This window comes from Pantoea sp. ACRSB, from assembly GCF_022346905.1.
GTDB lineage: Bacteria > Pseudomonadota > Gammaproteobacteria > Enterobacterales > Enterobacteriaceae > Pantoea > Pantoea piersonii.
The window spans coordinates 37,705-59,143 of sequence record NZ_JAKRNL010000001.1; the positions used below are offsets into that span (position 1 = coordinate 37,705).

Annotated in this window: 18 protein-coding genes; 9 read left to right on the forward strand and 9 right to left on the reverse strand. The window is 58.6% G+C overall.

The genetic code is table 11. From position 1 onward, the window contains the following. Positions 1–156: 156 nt before the first annotated feature. The 3 genes from MHZ89_RS00215 to MHZ89_RS00225 all read left to right on the forward strand — a co-directional run bounded on the left by MHZ89_RS00215 (position 157) and on the right by MHZ89_RS00225 (position 2,996). Positions 157–396: a FeoA domain-containing protein gene (locus tag MHZ89_RS00215; protein ID WP_311781366.1), complete on the forward strand. Its 240-nt coding sequence runs from the start codon at positions 157–159 to the stop codon at positions 394–396. Next, positions 393–2,519: a Fe(2+) transporter permease subunit FeoB gene (gene feoB / locus MHZ89_RS00220; RefSeq protein ID WP_311781367.1), complete on the forward strand. Its 2,127-nt coding sequence runs from the start codon at positions 393–395 to the stop codon at positions 2,517–2,519. Before MHZ89_RS00215 ends, feoB begins: the two co-directional genes overlap by 4 nt. 207 nt (positions 2,520–2,726) lie before the next feature. Next, positions 2,727–2,996, forward strand: a complete 270-nt coding sequence (locus MHZ89_RS00225) for a DUF333 domain-containing protein (RefSeq protein ID WP_120452737.1) — start codon at positions 2,727–2,729, stop codon at positions 2,994–2,996. Here MHZ89_RS00225 and MHZ89_RS00230 read toward each other — a convergent pair whose 3' ends face one another. Further along, complete coding sequence (locus MHZ89_RS00230; protein WP_311781368.1) at positions 2,997–3,989, reverse strand: 2-hydroxyacid dehydrogenase; 993 nt, start codon at positions 3,987–3,989, stop codon at positions 2,997–2,999. It abuts the gene before it with no gap. A 144-nt stretch (positions 3,990–4,133) separates the two neighbouring features. Here MHZ89_RS00230 and MHZ89_RS00235 point away from each other — a divergent pair, with 144 nt between their 5' ends. From MHZ89_RS00235 to MHZ89_RS00245, 3 genes are read left to right on the forward strand one after another with little or no spacing between them, the layout of a single operon-like run. Further along, positions 4,134–6,746 carry a YdbH family protein gene (locus MHZ89_RS00235; protein WP_311781369.1) on the forward strand — a complete coding sequence of 871 codons (2,613 nt, stop codon included), beginning with the start codon at positions 4,134–4,136 and terminating at the stop codon, positions 6,744–6,746. Continuing rightward, the gene (locus MHZ89_RS00240; RefSeq protein ID WP_120452731.1) at positions 6,743–6,931 is read left to right on the forward strand and encodes a YnbE family lipoprotein; all 189 of its coding nucleotides are present in this window, start codon (positions 6,743–6,745) and stop codon (positions 6,929–6,931) included. The genes MHZ89_RS00235 and MHZ89_RS00240 overlap by 4 nt, the downstream gene beginning before the upstream one ends. Continuing rightward, positions 6,931–7,260, forward strand: coding sequence for a YdbL family protein (locus MHZ89_RS00245; RefSeq protein WP_311781370.1), 330 nt, complete (start codon positions 6,931–6,933; stop codon positions 7,258–7,260). The genes MHZ89_RS00240 and MHZ89_RS00245 overlap by 1 nt, the downstream gene beginning before the upstream one ends. Before the next feature lie 55 nt (positions 7,261–7,315). On the opposite strand, the gene azoR is transcribed toward MHZ89_RS00245, so the two are convergent. Further along, positions 7,316–7,915, reverse strand: a complete 600-nt coding sequence (gene azoR / locus MHZ89_RS00250) for an FMN-dependent NADH-azoreductase (RefSeq protein WP_311781371.1) — start codon at positions 7,913–7,915, stop codon at positions 7,316–7,318. A 254-nt stretch (positions 7,916–8,169) separates the two neighbouring features. On the opposite strand from azoR, the gene hrpA reads away from it, so the two are divergent. Continuing rightward, a complete protein-coding gene (gene hrpA, locus MHZ89_RS00255; protein ID WP_311781372.1) occupies positions 8,170–12,072 on the forward strand; it encodes an ATP-dependent RNA helicase HrpA in 3,903 nt (1,300 codons plus the stop codon). A 228-nt stretch (positions 12,073–12,300) separates the two neighbouring features. After that, positions 12,301–12,876, forward strand: coding sequence for an Ail/Lom family outer membrane beta-barrel protein (locus MHZ89_RS00260; protein ID WP_311781373.1), 576 nt, complete (start codon positions 12,301–12,303; stop codon positions 12,874–12,876). Between the two features lie 80 nt (positions 12,877–12,956). Here MHZ89_RS00260 and MHZ89_RS00265 read toward each other — a convergent pair whose 3' ends face one another. From MHZ89_RS00265 to rstA, 5 genes are all read right to left on the reverse strand, one after another. After that, complete coding sequence (locus tag MHZ89_RS00265; protein ID WP_311781374.1) at positions 12,957–13,766, reverse strand: serine protease; 810 nt, start codon at positions 13,764–13,766, stop codon at positions 12,957–12,959. A gap of 284 nt (positions 13,767–14,050) precedes the next feature. Further along, entirely contained in the window at positions 14,051–14,512 is a 462-nt protein-coding gene (asr, locus tag MHZ89_RS00270; protein ID WP_311782231.1) for an acid resistance repetitive basic protein Asr, read from the reverse strand. 155 nt (positions 14,513–14,667) lie between these two features. Further along, the gene (locus MHZ89_RS00275; protein WP_311781375.1) at positions 14,668–16,155 is read right to left on the reverse strand and encodes a carboxypeptidase M32; all 1,488 of its coding nucleotides are present in this window, start codon (positions 16,153–16,155) and stop codon (positions 14,668–14,670) included. Positions 16,156–16,175: 20 nt separating this feature from the next. Next, positions 16,176–17,477: a two-component system sensor histidine kinase RstB gene (gene rstB, locus MHZ89_RS00280; RefSeq protein ID WP_311781376.1), complete on the reverse strand. Its 1,302-nt coding sequence runs from the start codon at positions 17,475–17,477 to the stop codon at positions 16,176–16,178. Then, positions 17,474–18,211: a two-component system response regulator RstA gene (gene rstA, locus MHZ89_RS00285; RefSeq protein WP_311781377.1), complete on the reverse strand. Its 738-nt coding sequence runs from the start codon at positions 18,209–18,211 to the stop codon at positions 17,474–17,476. The genes rstB and rstA overlap by 4 nt, the downstream gene beginning before the upstream one ends. Before the next feature lie 175 nt (positions 18,212–18,386). Between rstA and MHZ89_RS00290 the strand changes: the two genes are divergently transcribed. Continuing rightward, a complete protein-coding gene (locus tag MHZ89_RS00290; protein ID WP_120452717.1) occupies positions 18,387–18,803 on the forward strand; it encodes a hypothetical protein in 417 nt (138 codons plus the stop codon). Here the strand turns inward: MHZ89_RS00290 and MHZ89_RS00295 are convergent. After that, positions 18,800–20,191: a basic amino acid/polyamine antiporter gene (locus MHZ89_RS00295; RefSeq protein WP_311781378.1), complete on the reverse strand. Its 1,392-nt coding sequence runs from the start codon at positions 20,189–20,191 to the stop codon at positions 18,800–18,802. The two genes, MHZ89_RS00290 and MHZ89_RS00295, sit on opposite strands and share 4 nt — an antisense overlap. 202 nt (positions 20,192–20,393) lie before the next feature. After that, positions 20,394–21,347 carry a DUF1471 family protein YdgH gene (ydgH, locus tag MHZ89_RS00300; RefSeq protein WP_311781379.1) on the reverse strand — a complete coding sequence of 318 codons (954 nt, stop codon included), beginning with the start codon at positions 21,345–21,347 and terminating at the stop codon, positions 20,394–20,396. Between the last annotated feature and the right edge of the window lie 92 nt (positions 21,348–21,439).

A 21,439-nucleotide genomic window follows, 5' to 3' on the forward strand; every position in this document is an offset into this window, starting at 1 on the left:
TTCATAACGAACCAGGCCAGAGAGAAGCCGCAACGTCAACCCTGCCTAAACCTCACCGCTATTTGCTCCGGTTCCCGCGTCAAACGCGATCTAAATCAATAACGATAATTGTTCGCAATCGCATAGTTGCGCCACAGTCATATCGGAGATGAGATCATGTTGATAAAACCTGGCACTCAATGGCGTATTACAGGCTTTCAGAACGACCTGTCCAGGCTGTTCAGCCGCAAACTTTTCTCACTGGGTTTTGTACCGGGCGCGGTAATTGATATTGTCAGGCTCGCTCCGCTGGGCGATCCGGCTGAGGTTCGTATTCGCCACACCAGCTATGCGCTACGTAAATCTGAGCTGGCGATGCTGCGGCTTGAACCGGTTAACGGAGGCGAGAGCGTATGAAAAGCATCAATGCCGTACTGGCTGGCAACCCTAACGCGGGTAAAACCACGCTTTTCAACCTGCTGACCGGGCTGCGTCAGCGCACCGGTAACTGGCCGGGCGTTACCGTTGAGCGTAAGCAGGGCACTTTCGCCACGGGGCAGTCGTCGGTGACCCTGATCGATTTGCCGGGCATCTATTCTCTTGAGACGGTACACGCCGAGGACGGGATGTCCGCCGACGAGCGCGTAACATGCAGCTACGTTATGAGCGGTCAGGCGGATGTGCTGATCAATGTGGTTGACGCCTCCAGCCTCGAAAAAAGCCTGTGGCTCACTTTGCAGTTGCGCGAGCTGAACCTGCCCATGATTGTGGTGCTCAATATGGCCGACGTCGCCAGAAAGTGCGGCATCGCCCTGGATGCCGATACGCTGGCCGCGCAGCTGGGCTGTCCGGTGGTGTCGATGTCCGCTTCGACCGCGGAAGGGCTACCGGATCTGCTGGCGGCCATCGATCGCGTCGCTGCCGCGCCTGCTGCTGCGCTGCTGGTGAACCGGCCAGAGGTAGGCCATGAGGCGCGTCTGGCGCGCATCAATGCGATCTGTGAGGCAACCTGCAATCAGGCGTCTCATACCGCACATCGGCTGACGCACCTGCTGGATAATCTGTTTCTTAATCGCTGGCTCGGTTTCCCCCTGTTTTTAGGGGTGATGTACCTGATGTTCTATCTCTCCATTAATATCGGCGGCGCGCTACAGCCGGTGTTTGATAAAGGCTCTACCGCGCTGTTTATCGACGGCACCGCCCAGCTTTGCGCGACGCTCCATCTTCCCGGCTGGCTCACCTCGTTTCTGGCGCAGGGCATTGGCGGCGGGATCGCCACCGTACTGCCGCTGGGGCCGCAGCTGGCGCTGATGTTCTTCTTTCTGACAGTGCTGGAAGAGTCCGGCTATATGGCGCGCGCCGCCTTTGTCGTCGATCGTCTTATGCGCTGGCTTGGGCTGCCGGGTAAATCCTTTGTTCCGCTGATCGTCGGCTTTGGCTGCAACGTGCCGGCGGTGATGGGCGCGCGAACGCTTGAAACCGAGCGGGAGAGGCTGGTCACGATGCTGATGGCGCCCTTTATGTCCTGCGGTGCCAGGCTGGCGATATTCGCCGTTTTCTCCACGGCCTTTTTTGGCAACGCTGGCGCCGGGCTGATCTTTACGCTCTATCTGCTTGGCATTGTGGCGGCTGTCTTCACCGGGCTGGTGTTAAAGCACACCCTACTGAAGGGGGCGTCGTCGCGCGTCATTATGGAGCTGCCCCTGTGGCATGTGCCGGTCATGCGCAGCCTGCTGCTGCAAACCTGGTTTCGGCTGCACGCCTTTGTTATCCGCGCGGGGGTGGTGATCGTCGCTGCCTGCGTAATCATCAGTCTGCTTTCCGGCCTGACGGCGAAAGGCGAGATCGCGCAGCGCGTTGACGACTCCGTACTCGCCTCGGCCAGCCGCTACCTTACGCCTCTGTTTACCCCTATGGGCGTTCGGGCTGATAACTGGCAGGCGACGGTCGGACTGGTAACCGGCGCAATGGCGAAAGAGAGCGTAGTCGGCACCCTGAATGCGCTTTATATGGCGGAGCCGCAAAACGCGCCAGACGCCGGGCCTGCGCAGAGCCTGTCGGCGGTCTTTGCCGACGCGCTGGATGAAACCTGGCAAAACCTGAAGGAGGCGCTCAGCCCGCAGACGCTGTTCAATCCGGTTGAAGCCAGCAAAGGGGATGGCGAGATGAGTCAGGGCGCGGTAGGCGTTATGCAGACGATGTTCGGCAGCTCGCTGGCGGCCTACAGCTATCTGGTCTTTGTCTTGCTCTACGTGCCCTGTGCCTCGGTGATGGGCGCTTTAGCGAAAGAGGCGGGGCGTCAGTGGATGTGGTTCGCCCTGATCTGGGGAACCGTTATGGCCTATGGTGCCGCCACCCTGGTTTACCAAATCGGTACCTTCACCCGACATCCCGGTTTCAGTCTGATCTGTATCGCGGGGGTGGTTGCCGCAGGCGTCGCGGCCGTCACGCTTCTGCGCCAGTTGCGCTTCGCCAGGCAGCCTGCGCTACAGCCCGTTAAAGAGGGTGGGTGCGGCGGCTGTAAAGGATGCGGGCATTAAAAGAAAACGCGCCGTTATGGCGCGTTACTCTCTGGCTGCTGCAAACGCGAAGGGCTGATTAACAAGGATAAAGGCGCGAAACAGGATAATTCCGCTTGCAAAGCGGCAGAATAAATTTTGTAAAAAGCTGTGTCCTCTATCGACCGACTGCTGCGCCTGTCTTATGCTTGACCGGCCTCTAACCCTAACACTTCCGGAGTCCGACTGATGAAAGCAGCCACCTTTCTGCTGGCCGGTGCCGCGCTGCTGCTCTCTGCATGCAGCAGCAGCAATAACGAACCGCCGCAACAGGCCACCGCAGCCCATATTCAACCGCACGTCGTTATGTCGTCTCTGGCTGAAAGCAACTGCGCCGGCGCAGGTGGAACCCTTGCCTTTTCTCACCAGCTGGACGGCACGCGCATCGGCATGTGCCAGCTGGCGAACGGACGCCGCTGCGACGAACAGGCGCTGATCGGCGGCAACTGCGCCCGCTAATCAGGCCGACAGCTGGTTCGGGCAGGTTTCGCCATGCTCAAGCTGGTTGATATTCGATAAGGTCGTCTCCGAGATTGCCGTCAGCGCCTCAGCGGTAAGAAAGGCCTGATGGCCGGTAAACAGCACGTTGTGACAGGCCGAAAGCCGACGGAACACATCGTCCTGAATCACGTCGTTCGACTTGTCTTCAAAGAACAGGTCGCGCTCGTTCTCGTAGACATCCAGGCCGAGCGAACCAATTTTTTGCTGTTTTAACGCCTCAATCGCCGCCTGAGAATCAATCAATGCGCCGCGGCTGGTATTGATAATCATCACGCCATCTTTCATCTGGCTGAAGGCCGAGGCATTCAGCAGATGGTGATTATCTGGCGTCAGCGGGCAGTGCAGCGTAATCACGTCTGATTCGGCGAACAGGGTTTTCAGGTCGACATACTCCGCGCCCAGTTCCAGCGCCTGCTCGCTCGGATAGGGATCGAACGCCAGCAGGCGCATGCCGAAGCCTTTCAGTATGCGCATCGTCGCCACACCGATTTTGCCAGTGCCGACGACGCCCGCCGTTTTGCCGTGCATATTAAAGCCGGTTAATCCATCGAGAGAAAAGTTGGCGTCGCGCGTGCGCAGCCAGGCGCGATGGATACGGCGGTTAAGCGTCAACATCATGCCCACCGTATGTTCCGCCACCGCTTCCGGCGAATAAGCGGGCACGCGTACCACCTTCAGGCCCAGCTCCGCCGCCGCCGCTAAATCGACGTTGTTGAAACCGGCGCAGCGCAGCGCGATATACTTCACGCCCAGCGACGCCAGCTCCTCCAGTACCGGACGACTGGCGTCATCATTAACGAAAATGCATACGGCGTCGCAGCCGACGGCATTTTTGGCCGTCGCCTCCGTCAGTAAAAAGTCGAAGTACACCAGATCGAAACGGTAGCCTTCGTTAACCTGATCGAAATATTTCTGGTCATAGTGCTTCGTGCTATAAACCGCGACTTTCATCGTTACGCTCCTGTACTCGGGTATCCACACAGCATAACGTTTAATTGCCTGTTTTGCTGCGGTCGTTAGCGCGCCTTCTACTCTGGCCGATTACATGCCATCATCACTGTCAGGATTCTGTCAGGAAAAAGGAATATTACTGCCATGCCGCGGAGCCTCCGCCGACTACTTGCTGCACTACTGGCGCTGACGCTACTGCTGCTCGGGCTGCTGCTCACCCTTACGCAATGGCTGCCGCGCCTGGCCGGCATCTGGCTGCCAGCGGAGACGCGCATCGTGCTGGATGGATCGCCGCGCTGGCGCAACGGTGGCTTATGGTTCCCACAGGTGCGCTATCTGGCGGGCGAATGCGTGCTGGCGAGCGTCGCGCAGGCTTCGCTCGGCTGGCATGAAAAGCGCTGGCGGCTGAATGCGCACCAGGTCACGCTTGACAGCGACTGTCTGCAAAAGCTGCCGCAAAGCGAGCAGCCCGGCGCGCCTAAAAGCCTGACGGCGTGGCAGCAGCTGTTGCCGGGCGCCGATATTCATCTCGATAATCTCAGCATTGCGCCCTGGCAGCAGTATGCTGGAGGTTTCGACCTTGCCCTGACCCCCGACAAACAGACGCTGCACTATCGCGGCGAAAACCTCAGTATCGACGCAAACCTGCAGGGGCAGCGGCTCACGGTAGAGCAGCTGACGCTGCGCCATAACGCACTTCCGGAGCCGGTTACGCTGCATGGCCAGTTTGATCTGCCTGAGTTCGCCAACGGCCTGCCGGTCAGCGGCCAGCTTGAAGGCGAGCTGCAGTACGCCGGCGAACCGCTGCGGCTGACGCTCGACTGGCAGCAGCAGCAGGGAAAACTTGCGCTCTACACCACCGGCGACGGAGAGCCGCTGTTAACGCTGCCGTGGCAGGCCGATGCCCGACAGATCCGCATCCTGAAAGGGCGCTATCGCTGGCCGACGGGCGATCAGACGCTCTCCGGCTTTCTCGACCTTACGCTGGATAACTGGCAGCAGGGGCTGGAGGAGACGCAGATCGCCGGCCGCCTCAACGTTCTGACGCAGGGGCGCGGCGGCAAAGGCAATGCGGTCTTGAGCATCGGGCCGGGCAGGCTAAGTATGACCAGCAGCGCGCTGCCGCTGCGCCTTACCGGCGAAAGCAAACTGGCGGCGATGCAGCTCTACGCCTCGCTGCCGGGCGATCTCAGCGGGCCGCTGCTCGATCCGCAGCTGACGTTCCAGCCTGGCGCGCTGCTGCGTCTGCGCGGACGTCTGCTCTCCACGCTGGAGGTGGACGAAGCGCGCTGGCCGCTGGCGGGCGTGCGGCTTGCGTCGCAGGGCGTAGACGGACGTTTACAGGCAATTCTTAAGGCGCACGATCCCAGCTTTGGCGAGTTCAGGCTGCACCTGGACGGCCGCGCAGCCAATTTCTGGCCAGATAAAGGGGAGTGGAAGTGGCGCTACTGGGGAGCGGGCGATATGCTGCCGCTCAGCGCAAAATGGACCATACAGGGCGCAGGCGGCTGGCGCGATACGCTTATTCATCTCGACAGCCTGAATGCCAGTTTCAGTCAGATGCAGTACGGCATGGCGCAGGTTTCCCGGCCGCGCCTGACGTTAAGCGCGCCGGTTAACTGGCAGCGTGATGCGCAACACCCCGCTTTTAATGGTGGCTTTCGTATCGACGCGGGAGAGACGCTTTTTGATTACGGCGGTCGCCTGCCCGCCTCGTCGCTGAGCTTTGAGGCGAAAGGCCAGGATCCCAGCCATTTTGTCTGGCGCGGTCAGCTGCATGCGCAGGCGATAGGCCCGCTGCGCGTGCATGGCCGATGGGACGGCGCACGCCTGCGTGGCGAAGCCTGGTGGCCGACACAGTCTCTGACGGTCTTTCAGCCGCTGCTGAACCCGGATCTCAAGATGAAAATACGTTCGGGCGAGCTGCGCGCCCAGGTGGCCTTTTCCGCTGCGGCGAAAGAGGGCTTTAGCGCCGGCGGCCACTGGACGGTGAAGCAGGGCAGCCTCTGGACGCCGGACAACCAGATCAACGGCGTTGACTTCTCGCTGCCGTTCCGTCTTAAAGATCAGCAATGGCAGCTCGGCGTGCGCGGGCCGGTATCGCTGCGGATCGGTGAAGTCGCCAACCAGTTCGCCATGAAGAATATTCGCGCCGATTTGCAGGGCTACTATCCCTGGCGCGAGGCGCAGCCGCTGACGCTGCAGGATGTCAGTATGGAGGTGCTGGGCGGTCAGGTCTCGCTCTCCGCGCTGCGTCTGCCGCAGCACGAGGCGGCGAAGCTGAGCCTGCGCGATATCAGCCTGAGCAGGCTGGTCTCGGCGCTGAAACCGACGCAGTTCGCCATGTCTGGCAAGATCAACGGCGAGCTGCCGCTGTGGGTGAATAACCCGCACTGGCTGGTGCAAAACGGCTGGATCGCCAATAACGGCTCCCTGACGTTCCGCATGGATAAAGATATGGCCGACGCGATTACCGCTAACAACGTTGCGGCGGGCGCGGCGATGGACTGGCTGCGCTATATGGAGATCTCGCGCTCGTGGGCGACGCTCGATCTCGATAATCTCGGCAATCTTGTCATGCAGGCGCAGGTACAGGGCACCAGCCGCTTCAGCAACCGCGACCAGACCGTGAATCTCAACTACCGCCATCAGCAGAACCTGTTTCAACTCTGGCGCAGCCTGCGCTTTGGCGATAATTTGCAATCCTGGGTGGAACAGAACGCCACTCTGCCGACGAAAAGGGATCAAAAACCATGAGCCTCCGGGCGTTACTGATGCTGGCAGTTGGGCTGCCGCTGACTGGCTGCGTGCCGCGCATTGAGGTGGCCGCGCCAAAGGAGCCGATCACTATCAATATGAATGTGAAAATTGAACATGAGATCCATATCAAAGTGGATAAAGATGTGGAGGCGCTGCTGAAAAACCAGAGCGGTCTTTTCTGATGCGCGCCTTAGCCAAACCGCTGCTCGCCGCGCTGCTGTTTATCGGCGCGGCGCAGCCTGCGCTGGCGTTAACGCTGGATGAGGCTCGTCATCAGGGTCGCGTCGGGGAAACTTTTAGCGGCTACATCGCCGCGCGCCAGCAGGACAGCGAGACGCAGGCGCTGGTGAAGCGCGTTAATGACGGGCGCAGCGCGGAGTATCAGCGCATCGCGCAGCAGAACAATCTTACTACGGATCAGGTTGCGCAAATCGCCGGTGCTAAGCTGGTTGAACGCGCAGGCGCGGGGGAGTATGTACGCGGCCTTAACGGCCTGTGGATGCAGAAATAAAAAAGCCAGGCATCATGCCTGGCAACTGAAACAGTCTGAATAATAATAATGATGATTAGGCAGCAACGATCTGTTTGATCGCGGTTTTCGCTTCTTCAGTCGCTTTGGTGGCCACTTCCGGGCCGTAAGCGATGCCTTCGGCGAAAACAAAGTTAACGTCAGTAATGCCGATAAAGCCCAGGAAGAGCTTCACGTACGGGGTCAGCAGATCGGTCGGGGTATCTTTGTGAATGCCGCCGCGGCTGGAGAGAACGACCGCGCGCTTGCCTTTCACCAGACCTTCCGGGCCTGCTTCGGTGTAGCGGAAGGTCACGCCGGCACGAGCAACCAGGTCAAAATAGTTTTTCAGCTGGGTCGGGATGTTGAAGTTGTACATCGGCGCGGCGATAACCACCACGTCGTGCGCCTGCAGCTCGGCGATCAGGGCATCGGAGAGCGACAGCGCTTCCTGCTGACGCGGAGAGAGCGGGGCGTCTGACGGACGCAGCGCGCCAACCAGCTCGCCATCCAGTACCGGAATCGGATCGGCAGCCAGGTCGCGAACGGTCACCTGATCGCCTTTCGCTTTTGCTTCTTCAACGTAGAAATCGGCCAGTTGGCTTGACTGTGAGTAACCAGCCAGAATGCTGGATTTCAGAACTAATACTTTGCTCATTGCTGTTTCCTGTTTGTCACGCGGAAGGCTTCCCGCTCAATGGGTTACACTCTACGGTCATTAAGCGCGCGGGAAAAGCGCAATATTTCGAGAGCTATGTTCGAATTTCTTGAATAAGCGAGGCAGGCAAGGCGCAGCTGAGCGGGCTGAAATGTGTTACTCTTTGCCGATACAATTTTTAGAATCAGCCGGTTAACCCGGCTACCGGACGCTGCAGCGTGCAGCGGCTCCGTCTGAGAAGGTACTCCATTACTATGTCATCACCGGTTTCCTCTCCCTTTGCATCGCTGTGGTCGCGACTCGACAACCTGATGCTGCGTGACCGCCAACGTCTTCAGCGCCGTCTGCGCGGCGCCAGCAAGGTGAACAACCCCGCTGCGCAGCAGGGCGTCGCCGACGAAATCAGTCAGGAGATCGCCGCAGCGGAGCAGCGCGTCGCCGCGCGTGCCGCTGCGACGCCAAAAATTACCTTTCCCGATAATCTGCCCGTCAGCCAGAAGCAGCAGCAGATCGCCGAAGCGATCCGCGATCATCAGGTGGTGATCGTCGCGGGCGAAACCGGCTCGGGTAAAACCACCCAGCTGCCGAAAATTTGCCTGGCGCTGGGACGCGGCGTGAAAGGACTGATCGGTCATACCCAGCCGCGTCGTCTGGCGGCGCGCACCGTCGCCAACCGCATCGCCGACGAGCTGGAAACGTCGCTCGGCGGCTGCATCGGCTATAAGGTGCGCTTTAACGATCAGGTCAGCGAAACCACCCAGGTGAAGCTGATGACCGACGGTATTTTGCTGGCTGAAATTCAGCAGGATCGCCTGCTGTTGCAGTATGACACCATCATTATCGATGAGGCGCACGAACGCAGCCTGAACATCGATTTCCTGCTCGGCTATCTGCGCGAGCTGCTGCCGCGCCGTCCCGATCTGAAAATCATCATTACCTCGGCGACCATCGATCCGCAGCGCTTTTCGCGCCACTTCCATAACGCGCCCGTTATTGAAGTCTCGGGCCGTACTTTCCCGGTCGAGGTGCGTTACCGGCCGGTGGTGGAGGAGGCGGACGACAGCGAGCGTGACCAGCTGCAGGCGATCTTCGACGCGGTCGACGAGCTGAGCGACGAAGGGCGCGGCGATATTCTGATCTTTCTGAGCGGCGAGCGCGAAATTCGCGACACCGCCGACGCGCTGGCAAAGCGCGATCTGCCGCATACGGAAATTCTGCCGCTCTACGCGCGCCTGTCGAACGCCGAGCAGAACCGGGTTTTCCAGTCGCACAGCGGACGCCGCATCGTGCTGGCGACCAACGTGGCGGAAACGTCGCTCACCGTACCGGGCATTAAATATGTTATCGATCCCGGCACCGCGCGCATTAGCCGCTACAGCTATCGCACCAAGGTGCAGCGTCTGCCGATCGAGCCGATTTCACAGGCGTCGGCCAACCAGCGTAAAGGACGCTGCGGCCGCGTATCGGACGGTATCTGTATCCGTCTCTATTCCGAGGATGACTTCCTCAGCCGTCCGGCCTTTACCGATCCGGAGATCCTGCGCACCAACCTGGCGTCGGTTATTCTGCAGATGACGGCGCTGGGGCTGGGCGATATCGCCGCGTTTCCCTTTGTCGAAGCGCCCGACAAGCGCAATATTCAGGACGGCGTGCGCCTGCTGGAAGAGCTTGGCGCGTTAACGCTCAACGACGAGACCGGCCACTACAAGCTGACCGGCTCTGGCCGTCAGCTGGCGCAGCTGCCGGTTGATCCGCGTCTGGCGCGCATGGTGCTGGAGGCGCAGCGCTTCGGCTGCGTGCGCGAGGTGATGATTATCGCGTCGGCGCTGTCGATTCAGGATCCGCGCGAGCGCCCGGTAGAGAAGCAGCAGGCCGCCGATGAAAAACATCGTCGTTTCGCTGACAAAGAGTCGGACTTTCTCGCCTTCGTCAACCTCTGGAATTACCTGGGCGAACAGCAGAAAGCGCTGTCGGGCAACCAGTTCCGCCGCCAGTGCAAAGGGGATTTCCTGAACTATCTGCGCGTGCGCGAATGGCAGGATATCTATACTCAGCTGCGTCAGGTGGTACGTGAGCTGGGCATTCCGGTCAACAGCGAACCGGCGGGCTTCCGCGAGGTACACTGCGCGCTGCTGACCGGCCTGCTGTCGCATATCGGCATGAAAGACGCCGAGAAGCAGGAGTTTACCGGCGCGCGCAACGCGCGTTTCGCCATTTTCCCCGGCTCAGGGCTGTTTAAAAAGCCGCCGAAATGGACCATGGTCGCCGAGCTGGTAGAAACCAGCCGCCTGTGGGGCCGGATCGCGGCGCGTATCGATCCAGAGTGGATCGAGCCGCTGGCGCAGCACCTGATCAAGCGCAGCTACAGCGAGCCGCACTGGGAAAAAGGTCAGGGCGCGGTGATGGCGCAGGAGAAAGTCACGCTGTACGGCCTGCCGATTGTGGCCGCGCGCAAGGTGAACTACGGGCGTATCGATCCCGCGCTGAGCCGCGAGCTTTTTATCCGTCATGCGCTGGTGGAAGGCGACTGGCAGACGCGCCACGCCTTTTTCCGCAACAACCAGAAGCTGCGCAGCGAGGTCGAAGACCTTGAGCACAAATCACGTCGTCGCGACATTCTGGTCGATGATGAGACGCTGTTCAGCTTTTATGACCAGCGCGTTGGTCAGGACGTGGTGTCGGCGAAACATTTCGACAGCTGGTGGAAGCTGGCAAGCCGCGATAACCCTGATTTGCTCAGCTTCGACAAACAGATGCTGATTAAAGAGGGCGCGGAGAAGGTCAGCCAGCTCGACTACCCCAACTTCTGGCATCAGGGCAACCTCAAGCTGAAGCTCAGCTATCAGTTCGAGCCGGGCGCGGATGCTGACGGCGTGACGGTGCATATTCCGCTGCCGCTGCTTAACCAGGTCGAGGATCAGGGCTTCGAGTGGCAGATCCCCGGCGTGCGCCGCGAGCTGATTATTGCGCTGATCAAGTCGCTGCCGAAGCCGCTGCGCCGTAATCTGGTGCCCGCGCCCAATTACGCTGACGCCTTCCTGGGGCGCGTCACTGCGATGGAGATGCCGCTGCTCGACGCGCTGGCGAAAGAGTTTCGCCGTATGACCGGCGTGACGCTGGAGCGGGAAAACTGGCAGTGGGATCAGGTGCCCGATCACCTGAAAATGACCTTCCGCGTGGTAGACGAACACAACCGCAAGCTGAAAGAGGGTAAAGATCTCAGCGCGCTGAAAGCCGAACTCAAGGAGAAAGTGCAGGAGACGCTGTCAAAAGTGGCGGATGACGGGCTGGAGCAGAACGGCCTGCATATCTGGAGCTTTGGCGATCTGCCGCGCAGCTATGAGCAGAAGCGCGGCGGCTATCAGGTCAAGGCCTGGCCAGCCCTGGTCGATGAGAAGGATAGCGTGGCGATACGCCTGTTCGACAGCGAGCAGGAGCAGCAGAAAATGATGTGGCGCGGCCAGCGTCGTCTGCTGCTGCTGAATATCCCTTCGCCGATAAAATACCTGCATGAAAAGCTGCCGAATAAAGCCAAGCTGGGACTCTACTTCAACCCATACGGCAAAGTGCTGGAGCTGATTGACGACTGCATCGCCTGCGGCGTTGATAAGCTGATGGCGGAAGCGGGCGGCCCGGCCTGGCAGCAGGAAAACTTCGAGCAGCTGCGCGAGAAGGTACGTGCCGAGCTAAACGATACGGTGGTTGAGATTGCGAAACAGGTTGAGCAGATCCTGACGGCGGTGTTCAACATCAACAAGCGGCTGAAAGGACGCGTTGATATGACGATGGCGCTGGCGCTGTCAGATATCAAGGCGCAGATGAGCGGCCTCGTCTATCGCGGCTTCGTTACCGGCAACGGCTGGAAACGCCTGGGCGACACGCTGCGCTACCTGCATGGCATTGAGCGTCGTCTGGAAAAACTGCCTGCCGATCCGCACAGCGACCGCGCGCGCATGATGAAGGTACAGGCAGTGGAGCAGGCCTGGCAGGCGTGGCGCAATAAACTGCCGCCGCAGCGTCAGGATGATGACGAGGTGAGGGAGGTTCGCTGGATGATCGAGGAGCTGCGCATCAGCTACTTCGCGCAGCAGCTCGGCACCCCTTATCCCGTTTCTGACAAGCGTATCCTGCAAACAATGGAGCAGTACGCGGCATAACCGCCGTCGCATCGCAGGAAGCCGCAGCGGAGACGCTGCGGCTTTTTTATGCGGATAAAACTGGCGAAGCAAAGGTTATAGCGCTGTCGCTCAACTCTTCTTTACAGCTATCCCTAAAACAGGCGCAAAATTTTAGACGTCAGTAAGGCCATCGCCGCTTTTTTTCGATAGAATCAGCGCGGCGCGAAAGGGGCGCCAGATTATTTTATTCAATTAAGGACGATGGTTATGAAAAAGTCTGTTTTTGTCAGCCTTGTTATGCTCTCTCTGGGAGCAAACGTTAATGCCTATGCCGATAAACATACGGTCACTCTTGGGTATGCGCAAAGTAAGGTCCAGGATTTCAAGGATATTAACGGGATAAACCTTAAATACCGCTATGAATGGGACTCACCGCTGAGCCTTATTGGCTCGCTTACCTGGATGAGCGGCAGCGGAAGCTACACGCCCGATATCGACTCTATGGATAGATTTGATAGCCATGCGAAAGTGAAATATTACTCGCTCTCCGTTGGGCCAGCCTGGCGCTTCAGTCAATATATCAGCCTCTACGGTTTGCTCGGCGTAAATTATAATAAAGTCGACTATCGCGAAGGCTGGTATAACTATGAAGGACGCTATGTTTATATGGGCGAAACCAAACTCAAAGAGAATAAAACGTCTCTGATGTATGGCGCTGGCGTGCAAATTAATCCCGTCGAGAACCTGGCGATTGATATCGGCTATGAGGGATCGCGTCTCGACGTTGCTGATAAAAACATGTCGATTAACGGCTTCAATGTGAACCTGGGTTACAGCTTCTAAATATACCCGGCGTTCCCCATTAAAAAAGGCGCGGCTGATAATTCAGCTGCGCCTTTTTGCATTCTGTTGCCGCGCGGATGTTATTGCGCCAGCGCTTCCAGCCGGTCGCGGAACGAGGTAACGGCGATAGCGCGGTTATCGGCCAGATAGCGATCTTTCGCCGCTGGCGCCGAGCTTTGCACCGCAATTAACTGCCAGCCATTATTGTTTTTCAGCAGCAGCGGCGAGCCGCTGTCACCCGGCAGCGTATCACACTGGTGAGAGAGTACGGCGCGCTGCGCCCAGCCGGTAATCAGGCAGTCACTGTGTGAGTAGAGCGTATCCAGGTGATCTTCCGGATAGCCCGCCTGCGTCACTTTTCGGCTCGCCTCTTTTAGGGCGGCGGTCAGATCGCTGCGCGATCCGTCAAACAGCGGGATCGGCGTAATTGCGGAAGGCGGGTTGCGCAGAATAACCAGGCCGTAATCGAAAGGCGCGGCGTCGGTCGGGACTATCCAGCCCTCGCCGTCAGCTTTCAGCTTGCGCGCCAGCGCCGGCTCGACGCGCGCGTCGATATCATGGAGTTCATAACGCCAGCCGCGGTCGCTGGCCATAAAGCGCAGCGCGACCGGCTTATCGAATTTGCCTGGCGGCGTCAGTAAGCAGTGTCCCGCCGTCAGCGCGAGATGAGCGGAAATCAGCGTAGCGGTACAGAGGTTGCCGCTCTCTGTTTCCAGCTGGCCGATGGCGTCCCAGGGGGCGGCGGTGACGTCACCGATCGCTTTCCGGTGATCTTTGCCAAAGAAAAGCATTTTGATTTCATCGGGATTCGGCGCATCGTCGTCATCATCGGCGTGAGCCAGAGTGGTGAAACAGAACAATCCAGTCAATAGCAAAATAGCCAGGCGCATAGGTCTCTCAATGGCGAGATTTAAAAAGAGGTTATTGTCATCACGCATGCGCAATAACTATAGTCGGTGAGCGGTAAAAAAGGGAGATTTATTGGAATAATCAGCACGCTACAACGACTAAATAAAGAAGAAGGCCGCGATGACGCCGCAGAGGATCATCACCAGCAGAATAATTTCAAAACGATAGCGACGCACCATTTCCGCAACTCCAGTAACGAAACACCCGGCAGAACCGGGTGTTTTTATTATTCAACGCTTCTTAAGGCGCAGGTGCGCGACCTTAATTATTTAGCAGCGGCTTTTTTAACTGCTTTGTGGTGCTTTTTAGCAGCCTGGGCTTTCTGCGGAGCAGCAGCTTTTTTGGTTGCTTTGTGGTGCTTTTTAGCAGCCTGAGCTTTCTGTGCAGCTGCTTTCTTAGCTACTTTGTGGTGTTTTTTAGCAGCCTGAGCTTTCTGTGCAGTTTCTTTTTTGGCAGCTTTGTGGTGCTTTTTAGCGGCCTGAGCTTTCTGCGCAGCGTCTTTTTTCACAGCTTTTTTGTGGTGCTTTTTAGCAGCCTGAGCTTTCTGAGCGGCTTTGTGTTTCTTGTGCGCAGCTTTATGCGTGGTTTTAGCAGCCGGCGCAGCGTTAGTGGTGGTGGTAGTCGCAGCAGGAGCTGCTGCAGCTGGCGCAGCGGTGGTGTCAGCAGCGAAAGCAACAGAAGAGAGACCCATAGCAGCGGCGATGACCAGTGCAAACAATTTTTTCATTGCAAATTCCTCGAACATTTTTTTCATGTGTAGCCCACTGCGGGGCCGGTGAAAAGACTATATAAAATGCGAGGAAGAGTTTCCGTGGGTGTTTGGTATCGGCGTGTAACCGATTGTACAAAGCGGGAAAAAGGCGGCCGAGAAGGCCGCACAGATTAACGATTCAGGTAGCGTTGTTCAAGATGCTGACGGAAAAAGCGCGGATTAAGCGCCTCGCCGGTGGCATTGATCAGCAACTGCTCAGTAGGGAAGCGGCTGCCGTGTTGCCAGATGTTTTGCTGCAGCCAGTCAAATATCGGCTGAAGCTCCCCATGCTGAAGGCGCTCGCTTAAGTCCGGCAGCGCTTTTTTCACCGCCTGGAACAGCTGCGCCGCGTACATAGCGCCCAGCGTATAGGTCGGGAAGTAGCCGAAGGCGCCGTCGGTCCAGTGGGTATCCTGCATACAGCCGTCACGGTAGTTGCCGCGCGTATCAATACCCAGCGACTGCTGCATCTTTTCATCCCACAGCGCAGGAATATCGTCGACCTCAATTTCGCCTTCGATTAGCGCGCGCTCAATCTCGAAACGTAAGATGACGTGTGCCGGATAGCTCAGCTCATCAGCATCGACGCGGATCAAGCCGGGCTTAACGCGCTGCGCCAGACGCACAAAGTTGTCGGGCTGTAGCGCAGTCTGCTCGCCCAGCTTCTCGCGCACCTGCGGCAGAATACGCTGCAGGAACTCACGGCTGCGGCCCAGCTGCATCTCCATAAACAGGCTTTGCGACTCATGGATCGCTGTTGAGCGTGCCTGACCGACCGGCTGGTTGCGCCACTGCTGCGGCAGACCCTGCTCGTAACGCGCATGGCCGGTTTCATGAATCACGCCCATCAGTGCGCTGAGGAACTCATTTTGGTTGTAGCGTGTGGTAATACGTACATCTTCCGGCACGCCGCCGCAGAAAGGATGTGCGCTGACGTCGAGTCGGCCGTGGCGGAAATCAAATCCCAGCGTCGCCATCACATTCAGGCCCAGCTCGCGCTGCGCGTCTATGGCGAAGGGGCCTTGCGGCTCATCGATCTTCTCCTGCGCCTGCTTCTCTACCACGCGCTGCAGCAGATCGGGCAGCCAGCTTTTCAGCTCGCCGAAGGTTACATCCAGTTTTGCGCCTGTCATGCCTGGCTCATAGAGATCCAGCAGCGCATCGTAGCGCGATGTGCCATTCGCCTCTGCGCGTAGCTGCGCCTCTTCACGGCTCAGGCGCACCACCTCTTTCAGGTTGGCGGCAAAGCCTTGCCAGTCGTTCGCCGGACGCTGCTCGCGCCAGGCGTGCTCGCAGCGCGAACCAGCCAGCGACTTCGCTTCCACCAGCGAGGCAGGCAGCAGCGACGCCTGCTGCCACGCGCGCTGCATTTCGTGCAGGTTGGCGCGCTCGACGTCGTTAAGATCGGCCTGTTCGGCTTCTTTAATCAGCTCCCCGACGCGCGGATCGGTCAGAATCTCATGACGCAGCACGCCCATCTCCGCCAGCGCTTCGCCGCGCGCCTGGCTGCCGCCTGTCGGCATCATGGTTTGCATATCCCAGCCCGCGACCGCCATCAGGTGGCCGAAGCGGGAAAGGCGCTGAAAAGTTGCACTAAGTTGTTGGTAAGCAGTAGGCATCAGAAACTCCTTGTAAGGGTTTATCGCGCGGAAAGCTCACGCAAAGGTAGATCAACCGGCCAGCAAAAGCGAACGCTGGCGCCGCCCAGCGGGCTGCCTTCAATGCTGACGTGGCCGCCTAGCGCCTGCGCAATGGAGTGAACGATCGCGAGTCCCAGACCACAGCCGCCGGTGGCGCGATCGCGGCTCGGATCGAGACGGACAAAAGGTTCGAAGACGCGCTCGCGCTCCTCAGGTGGAATGCCGGGGCCGTCATCCTCAACCTGTAAGCAGCCGAGCGCGCCGTCGAACCACAGGCTGACGCGCAGCCGCTGGCCGGCGTAGCGCAGCGCATTATTGACCAGGTTATCCAGGACGCGCTCCATCAGGCGGGTGTCGGACACGCCGTGGTTTTCGCGCTGCGGCAGGTCGAGATCGATCTGGGTTTGCGGATTAAGCGCGCGCACGTCGTGAATATGCTCGCGCAGCCAGTGCGCCAGGTCGAGCGAGGTCAGGTTAAGATCGACGCGCGGCCGATCGAGACGCGCATAGGTGAGCAGCTCCTCAATCAGGCTCTCCAGCTGGCCAATATCGCGGTTAATGGCGGCGGACTCGCCTGCGGTAAGATTGTCGCTCATCTCCAGCCGGTAGCGCAGGCGCACCAGCGGCGTACGCAGCTCGTGGGCGATGCCGTCGATCAGCTGCTTTTTGCTCGCCACCAGCGTATTGATGTTATCCGCCATCTGGTTAAAGGCGATGCCTAAGCGAAACAGGCTGGAGGTGTTATCGAAATGGGTGCGGACATCCAGTTCGCCCCGGCCAAAACGCTGCGCCGCAATCTCCAGGCGCTGCATCTCTTTCCAGTGCGGCCGCATCCAGATAAAAACCGGCAGCGCCAGCGACATGCCGATAAACACCAGCAGCGCGATATCCAGCAGCCGCATCTGATGCAGGTAAAAAAGATAGGGAATAGGGCCGACGGAAAGAACGTAATGGCTGCGCGGAATATGCTGTAAAAAGGTGTACTGATCGTCCAGCGCGACAATTTCACCGGCGCGCAGGCGACGCATATCTGGCTCGTCGAGCTGATATTTATTCATCGGCTCGATATGCAGGTCAAACGACAAACCAAGGTCGAGGCTTTTAATCGTCTTGTTCCAGTCGCGCGGCGGGATTTCACGCAGCTCGCTGCGGATCAGATAGAGCGAACTCGCCATCAGATCGTTCATCGACTGTCTTCCGGCGCGTTCGGCGGTGAATTTGTAAACCAGACCCACCAGCAGCGCCATCACCAGAAAGCAGACGAACAGCAGCAGATAAAACTGGATAAACAGCTTTCTCATGCCTGCGTATCCCACGCCTGTGGAGCGAACAGATAGCCTTTATTACGGATGGTTTTAATACGAAAAGGCTCGGTGGCGCTGTCGTGCAGCTTTTTACGCAGGCGCGAAATCGCCACGTCGATGCTGCGATCCATGCCGTCATAGCTGACGCCGCGCAGGGTCTTCAGCAGCGCGTCGCGGTTCAGGATCTGTCCTGCATGACTGGCCAGCTCCCACAGCAGGTCGAAATCGGCGGTCGAGAGCACGATTTGCTCGCTAAAGAGCGTGACTTCGCGGTTCAGCGCGTCGATGGTCAGCGAGCCGAAGCGCAGCAGCTTCTGCTTCTGCGCCACGGCGGGTGTGGGCGTCTCATCGCTTTGTCCCTGCTGCGCCTGACGCAAATGCAGCCGCAGCCGCGCCAGCAGCACCGCAGGCGGCGTGGTTTTCAGAATATAGTCCTGCGCGCCCATCTCCAGTGCCAGAATATGGTTCATGTCGCTGTCGAGCGAGGTGAGGAGCACAATCGGGCCTTGCCACTGTTGCGACTGGCTACGCAGATCGCGGCACAGCGTCATGCCATCTTTGCCCGGCAGCATAATATCCAGCATCACCAGATCCGGCTGTTCGGCCGCGATAACCGCTTCAGCGCGGTCGCCGCGCGTCTCGACAATCACTTCAATATCATGACGGCCAAGGTAGGCCGCAATCAGCGAACCGACTTCCGGCTCGTCTTCAACAAAAACGATTTTATTCATAATCCACTGCGACAAATTAGCCTGGCGAGCAGCATAGCTTTTCCCGGTCCTGAGCACTATGCTGCCGCACGAAATATCCCTGCGTTACTGGTATCTGCACAGCAAAATGTGCCATCATTAACTCTGCGTTTAAGCAAGGTTCTGAACCGTAATGAAAAACAGAGGGAGAGAGAGGGTGTCTGATAAAGAGCTGGCTTCAGCCGTATACAGTGACCGCATCTGCTTAAACTATAGCGATTTTCTCTCCGCCTCGTGCAAAAAACGCTGGAGCTTCGTTGACGCCATCTATGGCGTAATGCCGATTTTTGGCATGGTGACGCGCAAATCCTCGGCCCGCAGTGTACAGGCGAGCGACGAGCATCTGAAAGAATTAGCGTTGCAAATCATTTCGACTCAGGTCAGCGACGAAATTAATATCGCTCGCCTTATCACCCTGGCAGAACAGCAGCACATCAGCCGTTTTGATATCCAGCTGCCTTATCCGCTCTCCGAGCAGCAGCTGGATGCTATCCATCAGGAATACCGCAAACCGCTCAACCTCACACAGCGCGACGATCTGCTGTGTGTGGCGATCCCCGGTCAGCCGCACTAAATCATCAGCTGCCACATAGCGGGCAGCGACGCCGCCATTAACAAGCCGATAGCCACGCGCTCCAGCTGCGACAGCGAGACGTCGCCACGTCCGCCGCGTCGGGCGAACAGGAACAGCAGCAGGCCAGGGGCGTAAAGCACCACCGAAAGCAGCAGATGCAGCGGCCCGGATGCGTAGAGCAGCCACAGCCCATAAAAGCTGGCGCCGAGGCCAGTCGCCAGCGCCAGCGGCTGCGCTTTTCCGCGCGTCAGCTTCACCAGATAGAGTCCTACCAGCAGATAGGGCATCAGTATCATCTCAGAAGCGATGGTCAGCAGCGTATTGTAGTCGGCGTGGGTCAGGGCGATCAGTATCAGACAGATTTGCACGCTGCCGTTAGTCAGCCACAGCGACGCGGCAGGCGCGTTGCGATCGTTCTGGCGCGCAATGCTGCGTGGAAACGCGCCCTGCTGCGCGGCGATAAAAGGCACTTCCGCCGCCATAATGGTCCAGCTCAGGTAGGCGCCGCATACCGAAACGATCAGGCCGGCCGCAATCACCGCATCGCCCCAGTGGCCCATCAAACGCGTCATCAGTCCCGCCATCGACGGATTACGCATCTGCGCCAGCTCGGCGCGCGGTACGACGCCCAGCGACAGCAGCGTCACCAGCAGATAGACCAGCAGCGCCGCCAGCACCGCCAGCAGGGTGGCGCGGCCAACATCCTTTTTCTGACGCGCGCGGGCGGACACCACCACGGCGCCTTCTACGCCGATAAACACCCACAGGGTAATCAGCATGGTCTGCTTCACCTGCTCCCACAGCGGCTTACCGAGCGAGAGGCCGGAAAAGTCGAAATGGAACCGGTCGTAATTAAACGCCGCTACCGCCAGCACCACAAACAGCACCAGCGGTACCAGCTTGCCCAGCGTCGCCAGCAGATTGATGCTTGCGGCGGTTTGCACGCCGCGCAGCACCAGAAAATGCACCATCCACAGCAGCAGCGACGCGCCCAGCATCGCCTGCCAGGTATTGCCGTCGCCGAAAACCACCCGATTGGGCGTATCGGTAAAGAAACTCAACGCGGAGAAGACGATCACCAGATAGGAGACGTTGGCGATAACGGCGCACAGCCAGTAGCCCCAGGCGGAGCAGAAGCCGAGGAGTTCGCCGAAACCGGCGCGCGCATAGGTAAAGATACCGCCATCCAGCTCCGGCTTCAGCCGGGTCAGCAGCAGCATGGCCAGCGCCAGAAACAGAATGCCGACGCCGGTGATGACCCAGCCGATCAGCAGCGCCGCCGGCCCGGCTACCGCTGCCATATTCTGCGGCAAACTGAACACGCCTGCGCCCAGCATTGAGCTGAGTACCAGCGCAGTAAGCGCGCTGAGACCTAATTTTTTCTCCAAAATACCTTCCCGCTAGCATAAGTGGCTGGATTATGTTCTGAGCGACGAATTTAACCGCGCTTTTTTGCTTTTACATGACTAATTCACCTAAAAGCAGCGCGCAGATTCTACGGAGTGCGAAAAAGGATGGCAATGCGTGGTTATGCAAAATTGTGAAGGGATAATGCAAACAGCAGGGCGGCGGGCGCCGCCCTGAAGGAAATTACTTGAAGAGATCGGCTGTGACGGTCAGGTTGCCGCCGCTCTGGTTCTGCCACTGGCGGGTAACGTGATAGTACTTCGCCCCTTTATCGGCGGCGCGTTTCGCCACTTCTTCAGAGATTTCTGTCGGCGTGCCGAAGTGGCCAGTGAAGGTAACGGTGTCAAACGGCTGCATCTGCGCAGCGGTAATGGCGTTTACTTCCTGAACCGACTTGCCGTTCGCCAGCTTAACGGTATAGCGCTGGCCGGTAGAGCTCTGGGTTTCAAAGAAGCGGCCCACGCTGCTGCTCGGCGTTTCTGACGAGGCGACGCCTGGGATCTCAACGCGTTTCGCCGCTTCGCCGCCGGCCGCCAGCGCCGCTTTGCCCGCTTCGGAATCGGCCGGGATCAGGTTCGGGCTCTGCACCTTACGCTCTTTCGCGTCAGCTTTATAAACATAGGCGGTGATGTACTGGTTGCCGCCGTCGTTGGCATCGACCTGGCGCACGATATAGAAAGAGGCCGCGCCTTTTCTTTTCGCTGCTTTGCTGATGGCGTCGTTGACGTCCGGCTGGCTGGCGAAGAAGCCGCTAGCGCTCACGGTGTCAAACGGCTCCAGACGGTAAGCTTCCGCTTTCGGCAGCTCTTTAACGCCGTTAATCACCCGGTAGGTAGTGGCGTTGCTGGCTTTCGGCGCGTCAGCTTTATAAAGGTCAGCCGTAACGCGCCAGTTGCCGCTGTTGCCGTTGCTGTCGTTGATGCCCTGAATGTAATAAGAGGCTGCGCCCAGTTCATCCGCACGTTTCGACACGGCGTCAGCAGCGTCGTTAATCGCATTAAAGCGGCCGGTGATGTTAATACGTTCGAATGGTTTCAGCTCGGCCGCTTTTTCCGGCGTCAGTTCCTGCGCGGCGAATGCATTGGCCGCGAGCAGTGATAACAAGGTTGACGCCAGAATGGTGTTCTTCAGCTTCATAAAAATGATCCTTCGCCTTACGCAAAATGAGTACGAAAACGTGCTGGACTCTTGATGTATAACAGATTAGCCGCTGATTATTGCATGTTATA

Bases quoted from the DNA above. Each gene is read 5' to 3' on its own strand.
- rstB (WP_311781376.1), bottom strand. From the start codon at position 17,477: ATGAGAAAGCTGTTTATCCAGTTTTATCTGCTGCTGTTCGTCTGCTTT.
- rstA (WP_311781377.1), bottom strand. From the start codon at position 18,211: ATGAATAAAATCGTTTTTGTTGAAGACGAGCCGGAAGTCGGTTCGCTG.
- MHZ89_RS00235 (WP_311781369.1), top strand. From the start codon at position 4,134: ATGCCGCGGAGCCTCCGCCGACTACTTGCTGCACTACTGGCGCTGACG.
- ydgH (WP_311781379.1), bottom strand. From the start codon at position 21,347: ATGAAGCTGAAGAACACCATTCTGGCGTCAACCTTGTTATCACTGCTC.
- MHZ89_RS00265 (WP_311781374.1), bottom strand. From the start codon at position 13,766: ATGCGCCTGGCTATTTTGCTATTGACTGGATTGTTCTGTTTCACCACT.
- feoB (WP_311781367.1), top strand. From the start codon at position 393: ATGAAAAGCATCAATGCCGTACTGGCTGGCAACCCTAACGCGGGTAAA.
- MHZ89_RS00260 (WP_311781373.1), top strand. From the start codon at position 12,301: ATGAAAAAGTCTGTTTTTGTCAGCCTTGTTATGCTCTCTCTGGGAGCA.
- asr (WP_311782231.1), bottom strand. From the start codon at position 14,512: ATGAAAAAATTGTTTGCACTGGTCATCGCCGCTGCTATGGGTCTCTCT.
- MHZ89_RS00245 (WP_311781370.1), top strand. From the start codon at position 6,931: ATGCGCGCCTTAGCCAAACCGCTGCTCGCCGCGCTGCTGTTTATCGGC.
- azoR (WP_311781371.1), bottom strand. From the start codon at position 7,915: ATGAGCAAAGTATTAGTTCTGAAATCCAGCATTCTGGCTGGTTACTCA.
- MHZ89_RS00215 (WP_311781366.1), top strand. From the start codon at position 157: ATGTTGATAAAACCTGGCACTCAATGGCGTATTACAGGCTTTCAGAAC.
- MHZ89_RS00240 (WP_120452731.1), top strand. From the start codon at position 6,743: ATGAGCCTCCGGGCGTTACTGATGCTGGCAGTTGGGCTGCCGCTGACT.
- hrpA (WP_311781372.1), top strand. From the start codon at position 8,170: ATGTCATCACCGGTTTCCTCTCCCTTTGCATCGCTGTGGTCGCGACTC.
- MHZ89_RS00230 (WP_311781368.1), bottom strand. From the start codon at position 3,989: ATGAAAGTCGCGGTTTATAGCACGAAGCACTATGACCAGAAATATTTC.
- MHZ89_RS00225 (WP_120452737.1), top strand. From the start codon at position 2,727: ATGAAAGCAGCCACCTTTCTGCTGGCCGGTGCCGCGCTGCTGCTCTCT.
- MHZ89_RS00275 (WP_311781375.1), bottom strand. From the start codon at position 16,155: ATGCCTACTGCTTACCAACAACTTAGTGCAACTTTTCAGCGCCTTTCC.